The organism is Lysobacter sp. Soil_N_23 (assembly GCF_057656135.1).
The window spans coordinates 39958-54390 of the sequence record NZ_JBDGKY010000002.1; the positions used below are offsets into that span (position 1 = coordinate 39958).

Sequence of the window (14433 nt, forward strand, 5' to 3'; positions counted from 1 at the left end):
CCCGCGTCGAAGGTCAACCGATCGCCTTTTCCAACTCCGGCAGAATCTGGAACAAGTCCCCCACCAGCCCGATGTCGGCGATCTCGAAGATCGGCGCATCGCCGTCCTTGTTGATCGCCACGATGGTACCCGCATCCTTGATGCCGGTCAGGTGCTGGATCGCGCCGCTGATGCCGACGGCAATGTACAGCTCCGGGGCGATGATCTTGCCGGTCTGGCCGACCTGCAGTTCGTTGGGCACGTAGCCGGCGTCGACGGCGGCACGCGAGGCGCCGACCGCAGCGCCGAGTTTGTCGGCCAGGTCGTAGACGATCTTGAAGTTCTCGGCAGAACCGACCCCGCGGCCACCGGAGACCACGCGCTTGGCGCTTTGCAGGTCGGGACGGTCGGATTTGCCGGCGGCCAGGCCGATGAAGCGGGTGTGGGCCGGAAGGGCCGCGTCGACCGACATGGCCTCGACAGCGGCGTTGCCGCCCTTGGCAGCTTCAGGCCACGAGGCGGTACGCACGGTGGCGACCACGGTGTGATCGCCGGGCGCTTCGACGGTGATGATCGCGTTGCCGGCGTAGATCGGGCGCTTGAAGGTATGGCTGCCTTCCACCGCCATGACGTCGGACACCTGTGCCACGCCGAGCAGGGCGGCCACGCACGGCATCAGGTCCTTGCCGAAGGTGGTGCTGGGACCGAAGACGTGGCTGTAGCCCGCGGCGGCCTTGGCGATCTGCGGTGCCAGAACCTGGGCGATGGCATGGGCGTTGGCGACGTTGGCGACGGTCAGGACCTTGCCGACGCCGGCGATCTGCGCGGCCTGCGCGGCGACGGCCGCCGGATCGGTCGCCAGCACCACGATGTCGATGGTCTCGGGCTTGAGAGCCTGCGCGGCGGACACGCACTTGGCGGTGGAGGCGTTGAGCTTGCCGTCCAGGTGTTCGGCGACGATCAGTACCTTGCTCATTACAGCAGCCCCTTTTGCTTGAGTGCGGCGACCAGTTCGGCCGCGTCCTTCACCATCACGCCCTTGCTGCGCTTGGCCGGCGCGGCGTAGTGGGTGGTCTTGAGGGTATCGCCGGTGTCGACGCCGAGGTCGGCGAAGGCGATGGACTCCATCGGCTTGCTCTTGGCCTTCATGATGTCGGGCAACTTGATGAAGCGCGGCTCGTTGAGGCGCAGATCGGTGGTGACCACGGCCGGCAGGTCGACTTCCAGCGTTTCCAGGCCGGCGTCGACCTCGCGGGTGACCGTGGCCTTGCCGTCAGCGACCTCGAGTTTCGAGGCGAACGTGGCCTGCGGGCGGCCCCACAGCGTGGCCAGCATCTGGCCGGTCTGGTTGGCGTCGTCGTCGATGGCCTGCTTGCCCAGGATGACCAGGTCCGGCTGCTCCTTCTCGATCAGTTTGAGCAGGGCGCGGGCGGCAGTCAGCGGCTGGATCGGGGCGTCGCTGACCACGTGGATGGCGCGGTTGGCACCCATGGCCAGCCCGTTGCGCAGGTGCGCCTGGGCGTCGGCCGGAGCGATCGTGGCGACCACGACCTCGGTGGCAATGCCCTTGTCGCGCAGGCGCAGCGCCTCTTCCAGGGCGATTTCGTCGAACGGGTTGGGCGACAGCTTGACGCCGTCGGTGACCACGCCGGAGCCGTCCGGCTTGACCTGAATGCGGACATTGAAGTCCACAACGCGCTTGTAACCGACGAGGATCTTCATCGTTCGGGGGTTCCTGTAGGGGGTGCGCGGCCGACAAGGGCCGAGAACCCCCAATTCTAGCCGAGAGCGGGCGCCCTACGCAGGCGCATGGTTCTGGCCGTCCCATGGCGGCCCGGGCGGTGGATTGCGTTATCCGGAATGGGGACCGTGACGGCCGGAGAGGGCCATTTGCCGGCCCGATCCGCTACCCTGCTGCCCGCCCACCCCATGCGGAGTCGAAATGCTTCATCCGGTCATTCTCAGCGGCGGCAGCGGGACCCGACTGTGGCCGCTGTCGCGGCAGAACCAGCCCAAGCAGTTCCTGGCCCTGGTCGGCGATCACTCGCTGTATCAGGAGACCGTCCTGCGGGCCAGCAAGCTGCCCGGCGCACAGGCGCCGGTGACGGTTTGCAGCGAGGACCACCGCTTCATGGTAGGCGAACAGCTACAGGGGATCGGCATCGCCAGCGGCGGCATCCTGCTTGAACCGGTCGCGCGCAGCACCGCGCCCGCGATCGCACTGGCCGCGCTGCATGCGCTGCGGCGCGATCCCGAGGCGACCTTGCTGGTGATGCCGGCCGACCATCTGATCGAGGACGAAAGCGCCTTCCGCGCCGCGGTCGATGCCGCGACGACACTCGCACACGAGGGTTGGCTGGTGACGTTCGGCATCACCCCGGACTACGCCGAGACCGGCTATGGCTACATCCTGCGCGGGGCATCGCTCGGCAATGGCGGCTACCAGGTCCAGCGTTTCGTCGAGAAGCCCGACCAGGCCACGGCCGAGTCGTACGTGGCCGAGGGCACCTATGCATGGAACTCCGGGATGTTCCTGTTCGGCGCACAACGCTACATCGACGAGCTGGCGCTGCATGCGCCGAGGATCCAGGAGGCGGCTCGCACCGCAATCGCCGGCTCGGCAGCCGACCTGGACTTCATCCGCATCGACCACGACGCATTCGCCGCCAGTCCCAGCGATTCGATCGACTATGCGGTCATGGAAAAGACCGGCCGTGCCGCGGTGGTACCGGTCAGTTGCGGCTGGAGCGACATCGGTTCCTGGTCGTCGCTGTGGTCGGTGGCGCAACGCGATGACGAGGGCAACCGCTATGAAGGGGACGTCATCGCCGTCGACACGCGCGACAGCCTCGTGCGCGCATCGGAGCGCCGGATGGTCGCGACGATCGGCGTCGAGGATCTCGTCATCATCGACACGCCCGACGCGACACTGGTGGCTCGCAAGGACCGCGTGCAGGACGTCAAGGCCGTGGTCGACAGGCTCAAGAGCGCCGGGCGCCAGGAGCACCTGTTCCATCGCAAGGTCTATCGTCCCTGGGGCAGCTACGACTCGATCGGGGTCGGGCCGCGCTTCCAGGTGAAGCGGATTGTCGTCAAGCCGGGCGCGGCGTTGAGCCTGCAGAAGCACGCCCATCGCGCCGAACATTGGGTCGTCGTCTCCGGAGTGGCCGAAGTCACGTGCGACGACCGCGTGTTCGACCTGCACGAGAACGAGAGCACCTACATCCCGCTGGGCAGCGTCCATCGCCTGCGCAACCGCGGAACCGAACCGGTCGAACTGATCGAGGTGCAGTCCGGCAGCTATCTTGGCGAGGACGACATCGTTCGCCTGGAGGACGTCTACGGGCGCTCGTGAAGGGCGTCCGTAACGTCGGCTGCGTTAGCTCAGGTTACCGTTGACCACTTCCTGCATCGCCTGTTTGCACAGTGCGAGTCTATCGACCGCTTCCGTGGGCCCCCCCCGGCCGTAGCTGAAGAAGAACTCGCTGTCGCACGCCTCGAAATGCGCGACTTCGTGCATTTCGACCAGCCCCATGGCGTTGAAGTCCGACATCGCAAGCCGGAATGTGCTCGGCGTGAAAACCCAGCCATGCAGATCGACGTAGCCTGTATGCGTGACGTAGCCTTGAATCATGGACCTGGCCTGCTCCACGGAATGCACGAACTGGAGTTCGCCAGAATCGGACTGCTTCCAGGCGATTCGACCTCCCAGGTTGCAGACGGTCGCGACATAGTCGAACAACTGACCGGGCGAGTGTCGCTCCCTGCCGTCGAGGTGGGCCTGGATCATGGCTCCGCTGGAACTGGGAAAGCGAAGATAATCAAAGCAGCAGCGGCGGTCCGGGACGACAAGCGACAACACACCGTCGGGCTTGAGCAGCGACATGCATTCTCGAAGGAAACCGATGACATCGGGCACGTGCTCGATGACGTGGGAAGCGATGATCCAGTCGTAGCGATCGGTATGGCCGATAAGCTCCGACAGCGGTTGCCCGGTCCAGATGTAATCGACGGGTTCGATCCTGGACAGGTCGACACCATGCTCGCGGTACTTCTCGATCAGGCCCTGCCGGTCGAGGTGGTCGACGGTCTCCACGTCATATCCATCGCGCTTGGGCATGACCGGATTGTGGCTTGGTCCAATTTCCAAGCCCTTTCCAGCCTTGTTGATCGCGGCAGTGATCTTGCTGAATCTGCCCATCGGTTCCGGGGCCTTCCTGAATATCACGGGGATCCCACCTTGTCCGTTCCAAGGGCGGTCAGAATGCCTGCGAAACGTTCGGCGCTGCCGGGGGACTGCGCGAAAAACAGCGACGGCTCACACAATTCCAGTTCCAGCAGGCACGCGTTGCCGTCACCGTCACGTATCAGGTCGACCCGGGCATAGGTCAGTGGGGCCGTCAGTCGCAGTGCCTGCCCGACGGCCTTGAGAGCATGTTCTGCCACAGCCAGTTCATCCTTGCCCGCCACCCGCGCCGTGATCGCTTCCGCCGCGAACAATGCGACTGTCGGAGCCTCGTCCCGCCGCAGAATGGGGCCCTTGCCAATCGCATGGCTGAAGCAGCCGTTGAAGTAGATCAGCGCCGTTTCACCGTCGCGATCCACCGAAGCCAGGTACGGCTGCAGCATCGCGCTGCGTTCGGCCTCCAACAGGCGAGCCAAGTGATTGCTTGCCGCGAAGTCCTGCGAACGCAGGTAGCGTTGAGTGTCGCGAGAACCGGCTCCAACGGCCGGTTTGACCACGAACTCCCCGACGTCCGCGTGACCGGCAAGGAATGCCTGCAGAGCGGGCAAGGGGTCTTCATGGGGTTCGACGAAGGTCGTTGCCACCGATGGGACGCCTCTTGCCGCGAGATCGGCCAGATAATGCTTGTCGGTATTCCAGCGCACCACCGCCAACGGATTGATCAACCGGGTCTGGGCAGACACCCGTTCACACCAGCGCAGGAACTCGGAAAGACGCTCGGTGTAATCCCAGGGCGAGCGGAGCAGCACGGCGTCAAAACGCGACCAGGCGACCGAAGGGTCGTCCCAGGCGCGGACCTGCGCGGCGATGCCGGCATGCGCGCAGGCATCGAGTAGCGGTACGAGGTCCTCGTCCAGGGCGGCTGCGGCGATGGCGGTGACCAGGGCGAGGCGAGGCATGGCTGGAGTCTAGTGGATTACGTGGGAACCGAAGGCTGTCCATCGGCTAGAATCGCCCGGGGGCACCGCGTTCCGAATGGGGCGTGACAACGATAAATGGTCCAAGTGCCAGGACCAAGCCATTGCACCCGGGGTTCAAGAATGCTCTTCAGCTCGTGGCAGTTCATTCTGCTCTTCCTGCCTGCCTCATTTGCGGTCTATTTCTGGCTGAACTCCAAGCGCATGGTCGTCGCCGGCAAGTCCTGGCTGGTGTTGGCGAGCCTGTATTTCTATGCATATTGGGATGTCCGCTATTTGCCGCTGATCCTGATATCGATCGTGATCAATTTCGCGATCGGCACCGGACTTGCGCAAAGCCATCCAGGCGCTGACCCGGGACCGCGCCACAACGGCGTCAACCGCAAGGTTGTCCTGATCGTGGGCATCGCCGCCAACCTGCTGCTTCTGGGCTACTACAAGTACACCGACTTCTTCCTCGACAACGTGAACCTCGCCTTCGGCACGGCGATCGCGCTGCCGCAGATCGTATTGCCCCTGGCCATCAGCTTCTTCACGTTCACGCAGATCGCCTATCTGGTCGACAGTTACCGTGGAGAAACAGCCGAATACGACCTCCTGAACTATTCGTTGTTCGTCACCTTCTTTCCCCACCTGATCGCCGGACCGGTAGTACATCACCGGGACATCATGCCGCAGTTCGCATCGCGCTGGACCCTGGCGCCACGTTACCCGAACATCCAGCGCGGCCTGCTGATCTTTTCCATCGGACTGTTCAAGAAGGTCGTCATCGCCGACACCTTCGCGGTATGGGCCAATGCCGGCTTCGACGGCGCACAGGCGCTGGACTTCTATGCCGCCTGGGCCACCAGTCTGTCGTACACCTTCCAGCTGTACTTCGATTTCAGTGGCTATTGCGACATGGCCATCGGCGCATCGCTGCTCTTCAATGTCTGGCTGCCGATCAACTTCAACTCGCCGTACAAGGCGCTGAGCATCCAGGATTTCTGGAGGCGCTGGCACATCACGCTGAGCAACTTTCTCCGCGACTACCTTTACATTCCGCTCGGCGGGAATCGTTTCGGAGTCTCGCGCACCTATGTGAACCTGTTCCTCACTTTCGTGCTGGGCGGTCTTTGGCACGGGGCGACGTGGATGTTCGTGATCTGGGGCGCGTTGCATGGTGCTGCGCTGGTCGTGCACCGCTTCTGGCAGAAGCTCGGAATGACGATGCCGCGCGCATTGGCATGGCTGCTGACCTTCTTCTTCGTCAATTTCGCCTGGGTGTTCTTTCGCGCCAAGACGTTGACGGATGCAGAGCGCGTGCTGACCGGGATGGCGGACTTCGGGTCCATTTCCGGCCCCGCCGTTTCCGCGATTCCGACATCCGACCTGGCCTGGGCCGGCTGGCTGGCTGATCCTCTGCTGAAGGTGCTGCCAAACGGCCTCGTGCCTGGCCTGGTGACCATGGGGGCCATCGCCATTGCCTTCGTGCTGGTCGCGCAGAAGAACTCACTGGAGTACGCAACGGGCCGGATTGGCTGGAACAAGATGCTGGTCGGTGCATCGCTGTTCTGCGTAGCGCTGTACTTCACGCTCGCTGCCAGCAGCACCGTGTTCCTTTACTTCAACTTCTGATACCGCGGCCATGAGAAAACGCGTTCTTGCATTCATTGCCGTCGTACTGCTGGGTACGGCCATCATTCCTGGCTTCAATCTCCTCCATGGCATGCCGCTCAAGGGCAAGCAATGGTGGCGTCAGGAGTTCCTGTTCAACATGGACCTGCTGTCCGAGCGGGCGAACGTCCTGCTGTCGAAGTTCGGCATCAGCACCGCGCCATCGCAGGTGGTTGTCGGCCGCCAGGGCTGGTTCTACCTGGGCGACCGGTATGAGCACGGTCGCACCATGGCCAGGGTCGGCGAGACCCCGGCCATGCTGGACATGGGCCAGCGGATCGGCAATGCCGGACATGCGTGGGATCTTTGGCTGAAAGCACGCGGCGTGCGCGCGTATCGGATGATGATCGCGCCCGACAAGGAGTCGATCTACCCCGAATTTCTGCCCGCATGGGCGCAGCCCGCATCACCTTCGGCGACTGATGGACTGTTGAAGGGCGCTCGCGACTTTCATCCCATCGATCTTCGTCCCGCACTGCGCAAGGCGAGGCACGATTCCCGTCAGCCGCTGTACTACCGCGCCGATTCCCACTGGAACAGGTTCGGCGCAGGGGTGGCATTTGCGGTACTGGCGCAGGATGTGGCGAAAGTCGATCCGCAGCTTCGCTGGCCGAGTCCCGATGACCTGGCCGCTCGCGTCGTGGAACCCGCTCCAGGCGGCGATCTGACCCGGTTCCTGCGCATTTCCGATGATGTTGCCGACACGGAAGTGTCGGTCGGTCTGCAGAGCCGCGCGATTGATACCGTTCGTACAGAGTTGGACAGTCAGCGGGTCGTCGGCACCGGTGGTAACCCGCTCATCGGGGCCCAGAAGAAGCCGTTGCTGGTGACGTCTCCGCAAGCGTTGAACAAGGCGAGGGTGCTTTGGCTGCGCGACTCGTTTGGCACCGCCATGTCGCCGCTGATGGCCGCCACATTCTCCGAAGTGGTGCAGCTGCACTGGCTGGAGGCCTTCAAGCCCGGCCAGATGGTCGAGCTGGTGGATCGCTGGAAGCCGGACTACGTGTTCGTTACGGTTGCCGAGCGGCTGTCGCGATCCGACGAGTTGACAACGCTCCCCCCGCGGGAGAGGCCCGGTTCGCAGCAGCCAGTGCTCGGGCCGGGAGCGTCGATTGCCGCGGCGGTGAAGACCAAGGACCTGTCTGTTGTGGATGGTCGCTACAGCATCACCGGTCCCGACCCGTTCATCGTCTTCCCGCTGCGCAGGCCCGTCACCAGTGGGGACGCGCCGCTCGTGCGGCTGGACATCGAATGCTTCGAGCCGGGCGGGCAGGTGCCCGTGCAGCTGTTCTGGTGGGTCAGGGGGGAACCCTCTTTCCAGGAACGGCACAGCGCGAGGTTCAAGCTGACGCCTGGGCAGAACGTGTTGGATCTGCGCAAGGTGCCGGGCTGGCGGAATGACTTGACGATCGAGCGGGTCCGTCTCGATGCCGAAACCAAGGTGGGCTGCCGGCAGTTCGCAGTGCGGGGGCTCGAATTCGTTGCCGGCCCGGCGTCGGGTGGAACCCCAGAACCGGGCCATTAGCTGCAGCCGCCCGGTTGAAGGTGTAGAGGGTGGCCGAACGTACGGTGGGTCAAAGGGAGGTGGCGGGTTAGACTCCCGGGATAACGAAGCACTCCCGAGGAGTCACCCGATGGCCAACGTCATCGCCGCGACACAAGCCGGCGCCCACCGAAGCAGCAAGGTTTACCAGACAGCGCGCGAGGCGCTGGCAGGCGTCGTCGCCGACAACCAGACCCTCGCGGTCGGCGGCTTCGGCCTGTGTGGCATTCCCGAGGCGCTGATCGAGGCCCTGCGCGACAGTGGGGTCCAAGGGCTGACCGCCATCTCGAATAATGCCGGCGTCGACGGCTTCGGCCTCGGCCTGCTGCTGGCGACCCGGCAGGTCAGGAAGATGATCTCGTCCTACGTCGGGGAGAACAAGGAATTCGAGCGCCAGTTCCTGTCGGGCGAGCTCGAGCTCGAGTTCAACCCGCAGGGCACGCTGGCCGAACGCCTGCGTGCGGGCGGCGCCGGCATTCCGGCCTTCTTTACCCGCACCGGCTACGGCACGATCGTGGCCGAAGGCAAGGAGACGCGCGAGTTCGACGGCCACCATTACGTGATGGAAACCGCGCTCAAGGCCGACGTCTCGCTGGTCAAGGCCTGGAAGGCCGACAAGTCCGGCAACCTGGTGTTCCGCAAGACCGCGCGCAACTTCAACCCGGCCTGCGCGATGGCCGGCAAGGTCTGCATCGTCGAGGTAGAGCAACTCGTCGAGGTGGGTGAGATCGATCCCGACCAGGTCCACCTGCCGGGCATCTACGTGGACCGCATCGTCCACAACCCGAACCCCGAAAAGCGGATCGAGCAGCGCACCGTGCGCGCCGGCTGACACCCCGAATTCACAAGGACTCATACCCATGGCCTGGACCCGCGACCAGATGGCGCAGCGCGCCGCGCAGGAACTCACCGACGGCGCATACGTCAACCTCGGCATCGGCTTGCCGACGCTGGTGGCCAACTTCATCCCCGACGGGATGGACGTGTGGCTGCAGAGCGAGAACGGCCTGCTCGGCATCGGCCCGTTCCCGACCGAGGCCGAAGTCGACGCGGACCTGATCAACGCCGGCAAGCAGACAGTGACCGCACGTCCGGGCGCGAGCTACTTCGGCAGCCACGACTCGTTCGCGATGATTCGCGGCGGCCATATCGACCTTGCCATCCTCGGTGCGATGCAGGTGACCGACCAGGGCGACCTGGCCAACTGGATGGTGCCGGGCAAGATGGTCAAGGGCATGGGCGGCGCGATGGACCTGGTCGCTGGCGTCAAGCGCGTGGTCGTGCTGATGGAGCACACCGCCAAGAGCGGCGAGCACAAGATACTGCCGCAGTGCACGCTGCCGCTGACCGGCGTCGGCGTGGTCAATCGCATCATCACCGAATTGGCGGTGATGGACGTGACGACGCAGGGACTGAAGCTGGTCGAACTGGCGCCGGGTGTCAGTGAAGCGGAGCTGCGCGAGAAGACCGGAGTCGAGCTGGCCTGATGCGGCGACCGCAACAGGCCTAAGCGGCGGCTCCGGGCGATTGCATCGCAACAGAGCCGCGTCCGCTGTAATGGTCATCTACCGTGATGCCGCGGTGCCATGCGCCTGGTCGCCACGCTCCACTGCCCAGGCAGCCCAGCGGCTGCTGCACCAACGCAGTATCAAACTCCATCGTCAAGGCATCGGCGCCGACGACGTCGCCCACATCGGCGATGAATGCCTCTACGCCAAGGTGCACCTTCGAAACTTCGGTGAACGAGTTGCGCGCTCCGGTCTGCTCGACGTAGCGCGGCGTGAGCTGATTGCCGTCCCGATCGAAATGGGAGAACTGCGGGTCCGGCGCGGTCAGGATCGATTCCAGTAAGAGATCGTGGCGAAGGATGAGGCTGTCTTCACCTGGCTGCAAACGTTCATCGTGGAATCGGGCCACCGCGCGTCCACCGCGCAGGTCGGTCTGGCCTGCCCGGGCGGTGAGGGCGAAATACGCCCCGGTCAGCGGTTCTCCCGTCAGTTTTCCCAGGTGTGACTGGATGGTGCCGGCGTATCCGACATCGGACACGATCACGCGGGAGTCGCCAACTTCCCGCGACCAGTAGGCCAGATAGGCATCTCGCTCGCGCGTCGCCACCGCCAGGAGGCGGGCCTCGGCAGGACGCAGCATGGCGACGATCGCTTCGCGCATCTCCGGCAGGAATACTTCCGCCGAGACGGCCTTCACGCCGATGACGTCGGTCACCGCGTCGGCGATTCCCTGGCCCATCCGCGCGACGAGCAATTGTCGAAGGGAGCCGGTAAACGTGCCGCCCAACAGATCGTGGACGTCGTCGATGCCGCGAACGGTCGCAGTTCCGATCGCTCGCCGGGACGCCAGCAGGTAGGAGCCTTCGAGTTCCGCCGTCGCCGGCATGTAGGCCTGCAGCTTCTTGAAGGCCCGTTGCAGCAGATAGCCCTCGCGGCTCAGGAAGAGGATCTTCCCGGCGCCTTCCTGCAACGCGAGGCGTGTTGTCCAGGTCAGGTAATCCAGCAGCAGCGGACCGAAGACGATGTAGCCCACCGCCTCGGGATCATCGAGGCGGATTGCCGTGCCAAACGCCTGCGGATCACGATCGGCCAGTTCACCGAAGCGATTGGCGATCAATCCAAGCCACAACTGATCGGACCAGCGCGCAGCCTGTTCCGGTGCCGGGCGCAGACGCCTCAATGCGGGCACGACTTCCAGCAGCGAGGACGGCCTGATCGCATGCACCGGCGTCATGAAGCCCAGGTCTTCGGGGAGTTGCTTGTCGGAGTGCTCGTTGTCTCCGACGTGCAGCCAGCTCTGGCGATCCACGCCCAGAAGGGCCGGCAATTGCCGCCAGGCCTCGCCGCTGTCCTTGCGCCAGCCGGTGTCGCAGGAGACATGGAAGCGTTCGATCGCATCGGCGACGGAATCAGGAAGGAGATCGCGCAGAAGCGCTTCGCCCAGGTACATGTCAGAGACGGCGACAACACGCTTGCCCGCCCTGGTCAGGCGCGCGGCACTCTCGCTGACGGCGATCCTGGCGCGAAGTTGCCTGCGCTCCAGTTCCAGTTCCATCTGTAACAGCGCCTGCACGTCGAGGCCGCGGGATTCGCCCAGCCCGGACAGTGCCTGGTAGACGTCCCCGATGCCGATATCGCCGCCTGCGCGCGCCCGGGCCCGCGCCTCGGCGCGCTGGCGAAGCTGGCCGAACCGCTCGATTCCAAACCGCTGCCGTGCCTGGTGCTCGAGGTAGGCAAGCGAGCCCGCCGGGGTCAGGAACGGGCGAACTACCAACGTATCGAAGACATCGAATGAAACCACGTCCGCTTCGATCGAGCGGGTGAAGATCTGTTCCGCGATCGCCACGTCGAAATGCCTGTGCCAGTTGCGCGCACCTTCGCTGCGCAGCACGAGTTCGCCGTCGTCGGGAAGGATTCCCAGGACGTAATTGCCATGCCTGGCAACCTCGGCCAGCAGCCGTTCCAGTGCGTGTTGCAGTGTTCCGTCGTTCTGCTTCGCCTCTACTGGAAAACTTGAGGTCGCCAAGCCCAGTTCGAACAGCGGGCGCAGTGCATCGACCCGCGCCCAGAACATCGAGCCGGCCGGGAAATCCAGATATGCGCCCGGAATGATTGCCATGCCGATGCGATCGCCGATCTCTCGCGCCCGCTCGACATTGCTCAGCCAGGTGTGTGCGGCGAGCGAGACCGAACGGAAGCTCTCCGGGTACACCATTCCCAGCTCCGGCATCGCCTGGAACATGCCAAGGATCCAGCCGACGCGCTCGCGCGTGCCCAGCAGCGACTGCAGCAGATAGCGTCGCCAATCGCTCTGCTCGCTGCCCGTGTACAACGACTTCTTGGTGTGGATGTGGCAGACCAGGTCGAGCGCCAGTACCTCTTCGCGGAAGGTCACGAGCATCGGCGCGATGTCGCGCCCACGATTCGGGACGATCCGGACATGCAGCGCCGATACCTGTGCCAGGCGCGAGAAACGCGCTTCCGCCTGGCGCCTGGCGTCCTCGTCGATGACCGAAACCATCAGCACGAAGCGCTGGGGAATGTGCTCGAGGTACTCGGCGAATTCCTCGATCAGGTCGGCGTAGAAGACATGCGCCATGACGCCGGCCTTCAGGGTGATCTCGGCGACAGGACGCGGTTGTGGGAAGGCTACGTCCGACAGTGGAGCCGTCGGTGCCGAAGTACGCACCGCCGCGCCGCTGATGCGCCGAAGCAATCCGCCCAGGCCCAGGGCGCGCAGGACCTTGTAGCTCCTGCGTATGACCGCGACGCTTCCGGTCCACCCGCCGCCGTGGCGATCCACGGCTTCGCGCGCGGCAGCCAGCACTTTGCCGATCGACCTGGCCATCACAAGTACTTCCTGGACAGAGAAAAGGAGGCTGTCACAGGTTCTGGTAATTCGGCCCCGAGCCGCCTTCCGGCGTCACCCAATCGATGATCTCGTACGGGTCCTTGATGTCGCAGGTCTTGCAGTGCACGCAGTTGGCGGCGTTGATCTGCAGGCGCTTTCCCTCGCTCCCATCGGCACGCACGTCGCTGACGATCTCGTAGACATTGGCCGGGCAGAAGCGCGTGCACGGATTGTCGTACTCCTCGGCGCAGCGGGTGACGCAGATCGAGGTGTCGCGCACCTTCAGGTGCACCGGCTGGTCCTCGTCGTGCTCGGTCGCGGCGTAGTACACGCTCTGCAGGCGATCGCGTGGGGCGAGGCTGCGATCGATGTAGTCACGCTTTGGCGATTCGTGTTCGCCGACCTTGTCCAGCGACGACCAGTCGGGCTTGACCTTCAAGGTCCACGGCGACAGGCCGGCGGTGATCGTCTCCCACGCGGAGTTGAGAATGCCGAACCACAGGCCGCGCTTGAAGCCGGGCTTGATGTTGCGGACCTTCTTCAACTCGGCCATCGCTTCGGAGGCGCGCAGCTTCGCGTCGAAGCCCTGCGGCGCCAGCTGCGAAGCGACCAGGTGCTCGGCGGCGAGCATGCCCGAGCGGATCGCCTGATGGGTGCCCTTGATCTTGGGCACGTTGAGCAGGCCGGCGGTGTCGCCGATCAGCAACGCGCCCGGCATCTCGACCTTCGGCAACGACTGCCAGCCGCCGCAGACGATCGCGCGTGCGCCGGCCGACAGGATGCTGCCGCCTTCCAGCAGCGGCTTGACCGAGGGGTGGTTCTTCCATTGCTGGAAGGCCTCCCACGGCTTGTACTCCGGGTCCTTGTAGTCCAGACCGCTGACATAGCCCAGGGCGATGCGGCCCTTGTCCAGGTGGTACAGGAAGCTGCCGCCGTAGGTCTGGTTGTCGGCCGGCCAGCCGAAGCTGTGCACGATCTTGCCCGGCTCGACGCGGTCTTCCGGCACCTGCCACAGTTCCTTAAGGCCGATCGAGTAGCACTGCGGGTCGCTGTCGGCGTCGAGCTTGAACTGTTTCACCAGGCGCTTGGTCAGGTGGCCGCGCGCCCCCTCGGCCAGCACGGTGACCTTGGCGCGGATGTCGATGCCGGCGGTGAAGCCAGGCTTGTGCGAACCGTCCTTGGCCACGCCCATGTCGCCGATGCGGACGCCCACGATGGTGCCGTCGGCGTCGTGCAGGGTCTCGGAGGCGGCGAAGCCGGGATAGATTTCCACGCCGAGGGCTTCGGCCTGCGGCGCCAGCCAGGCGCACATCGCGCCGAGGCTGACGATGAAATTGCCGCGGTTGTGCATGCCCGGCGGGATCGGCAGCGGCGTGTGGCCGGTCTTGCTCAGCAGCCAGAACTCGTCCTTGACCGCCGGCACGCAGATCGGCGGCGGGTTGTCGCGCCAGCCCGGCAGCAGCGCGTCGAGGGGGCCAGGCTCGATCACCGCGCCGGAGATGATCTGGGCGCCGATGGTCGAGGCCTTCTCGATCACGCACACCGAGATGTCGGGATTGAGCTGCTTGAGGCGGATCGCGAACGCCAGGCCGGACGGACCGGCGCCGACGGTGACGACGTCGTACTCCATGACGTCGCGCTCGACCGTGTCGGCAGTGGTGTCGGTTTGGCTCATGCTGGCGGCTCCGCGTGCGGCTGGCTCTACAACCGTGGATTGTCGCGGTTTTGCGCAG

11 protein-coding genes are annotated in these 14433 nt (G+C 64.8%); 5 read left to right on the forward strand and 6 right to left on the reverse strand.

Annotation, left to right across the window (positions count from 1 at the left end; translation table 11 throughout):
- Nucleotides 1-13 precede the first annotated feature (13 nt).
- Together AC3A3X_RS02000 and AC3A3X_RS02005 are read right to left on the reverse strand one after the other, a co-directional pair.
- Nucleotides 14-955 carry an electron transfer flavoprotein subunit alpha/FixB family protein gene (locus AC3A3X_RS02000; RefSeq protein WP_487581393.1) on the reverse strand — a complete coding sequence of 314 codons (942 nt, stop codon included), beginning with the start codon at nt 953-955 and terminating at the stop codon, nt 14-16.
- Complete coding sequence (locus tag AC3A3X_RS02005; RefSeq protein WP_487581394.1) at nt 955-1701, reverse strand: electron transfer flavoprotein subunit beta/FixA family protein; 747 nt, start codon at nt 1699-1701, stop codon at nt 955-957. The genes AC3A3X_RS02000 and AC3A3X_RS02005 overlap by 1 nt, the downstream gene beginning before the upstream one ends.
- A 220-nt stretch (nt 1702-1921) precedes the next feature.
- Between AC3A3X_RS02005 and AC3A3X_RS02010 the strand changes: the two genes are divergently transcribed.
- A complete protein-coding gene (locus tag AC3A3X_RS02010) occupies nt 1922-3334 on the forward strand; it encodes a mannose-1-phosphate guanylyltransferase/mannose-6-phosphate isomerase (RefSeq protein ID WP_487581395.1) in 1413 nt (470 codons plus the stop codon).
- 24 nt (nt 3335-3358) lie between these two features.
- Here AC3A3X_RS02010 and AC3A3X_RS02015 read toward each other — a convergent pair whose 3' ends face one another.
- Both AC3A3X_RS02015 and AC3A3X_RS02020 read right to left on the reverse strand, forming a co-directional pair.
- A complete protein-coding gene (locus AC3A3X_RS02015; RefSeq protein ID WP_487581396.1) occupies nt 3359-4180 on the reverse strand; it encodes a methyltransferase domain-containing protein in 822 nt (273 codons plus the stop codon).
- 23 nt (nt 4181-4203) lie between these two features.
- Nucleotides 4204-5124, reverse strand: coding sequence for an ATP-grasp domain-containing protein (locus tag AC3A3X_RS02020; protein ID WP_487581397.1), 921 nt, complete (start codon nt 5122-5124; stop codon nt 4204-4206).
- Nucleotides 5125-5265: 141 nt separating this feature from the next.
- Here AC3A3X_RS02020 and AC3A3X_RS02025 point away from each other — a divergent pair, with 141 nt between their 5' ends.
- The 4 genes from AC3A3X_RS02025 (at nt 5266) to AC3A3X_RS02040 (ending at nt 9828) form a co-directional block, all read left to right on the forward strand.
- Entirely contained in the window at nt 5266-6759 is a 1494-nt protein-coding gene (locus AC3A3X_RS02025) for an MBOAT family O-acyltransferase (RefSeq protein WP_487581398.1), read from the forward strand.
- 10 nt (nt 6760-6769) lie between these two features.
- On the forward strand, nt 6770-8323 hold the full coding sequence (locus AC3A3X_RS02030) for an alginate O-acetyltransferase AlgX-related protein (RefSeq protein WP_487581399.1): 1554 nt from the start codon (nt 6770-6772) through the stop codon (nt 8321-8323).
- Between the two features lie 109 nt (nt 8324-8432).
- Nucleotides 8433-9173 (forward strand): CoA transferase subunit A, encoded by a 741-nt coding sequence (locus AC3A3X_RS02035; RefSeq protein WP_487581400.1) that lies wholly within the window; start codon nt 8433-8435, stop codon nt 9171-9173.
- Nucleotides 9174-9201: 28 nt separating this feature from the next.
- Nucleotides 9202-9828 carry a CoA transferase subunit B gene (locus tag AC3A3X_RS02040; RefSeq protein WP_487581401.1) on the forward strand — a complete coding sequence of 209 codons (627 nt, stop codon included), beginning with the start codon at nt 9202-9204 and terminating at the stop codon, nt 9826-9828.
- A gap of 19 nt (nt 9829-9847) precedes the next feature.
- Here the strand turns inward: AC3A3X_RS02040 and AC3A3X_RS02045 are convergent, their stop codons facing one another.
- Nucleotides 9848-12697 carry a rhamnan synthesis F family protein gene (locus AC3A3X_RS02045; protein WP_487581402.1) on the reverse strand — a complete coding sequence of 950 codons (2850 nt, stop codon included), beginning with the start codon at nt 12695-12697 and terminating at the stop codon, nt 9848-9850.
- Nucleotides 12698-12731: 34 nt separating this feature from the next.
- The gene (locus tag AC3A3X_RS02050; RefSeq protein WP_487581403.1) at nt 12732-14375 is read right to left on the reverse strand and encodes an electron transfer flavoprotein-ubiquinone oxidoreductase; all 1644 of its coding nucleotides are present in this window, start codon (nt 14373-14375) and stop codon (nt 12732-12734) included.
- Nucleotides 14376-14433 lie beyond the last annotated feature (58 nt).

What these genes read in the sequence shown, in the direction of transcription:
- AC3A3X_RS02000 (WP_487581393.1), bottom strand. Translation starts at nt 955, where the DNA reads ATGAGCAAGGTACTGATCGTCGCCGAACACCTGGACGGCAAGCTCAAC.
- AC3A3X_RS02005 (WP_487581394.1), bottom strand. Translation starts at nt 1,701, where the DNA reads ATGAAGATCCTCGTCGGTTACAAGCGCGTTGTGGACTTCAATGTCCGC.
- AC3A3X_RS02010 (WP_487581395.1), top strand. Translation starts at nt 1,922, where the DNA reads ATGCTTCATCCGGTCATTCTCAGCGGCGGCAGCGGGACCCGACTGTGG.
- AC3A3X_RS02015 (WP_487581396.1), bottom strand. Translation starts at nt 4,180, where the DNA reads ATGGGCAGATTCAGCAAGATCACTGCCGCGATCAACAAGGCTGGAAAG.
- AC3A3X_RS02020 (WP_487581397.1), bottom strand. Translation starts at nt 5,124, where the DNA reads ATGCCTCGCCTCGCCCTGGTCACCGCCATCGCCGCAGCCGCCCTGGAC.
- AC3A3X_RS02025 (WP_487581398.1), top strand. Translation starts at nt 5,266, where the DNA reads ATGCTCTTCAGCTCGTGGCAGTTCATTCTGCTCTTCCTGCCTGCCTCA.
- AC3A3X_RS02030 (WP_487581399.1), top strand. Translation starts at nt 6,770, where the DNA reads ATGAGAAAACGCGTTCTTGCATTCATTGCCGTCGTACTGCTGGGTACG.
- AC3A3X_RS02035 (WP_487581400.1), top strand. Translation starts at nt 8,433, where the DNA reads ATGGCCAACGTCATCGCCGCGACACAAGCCGGCGCCCACCGAAGCAGC.
- AC3A3X_RS02040 (WP_487581401.1), top strand. Translation starts at nt 9,202, where the DNA reads ATGGCCTGGACCCGCGACCAGATGGCGCAGCGCGCCGCGCAGGAACTC.
- AC3A3X_RS02045 (WP_487581402.1), bottom strand. Translation starts at nt 12,697, where the DNA reads ATGGCCAGGTCGATCGGCAAAGTGCTGGCTGCCGCGCGCGAAGCCGTG.
- AC3A3X_RS02050 (WP_487581403.1), bottom strand. Translation starts at nt 14,375, where the DNA reads ATGAGCCAAACCGACACCACTGCCGACACGGTCGAGCGCGACGTCATG.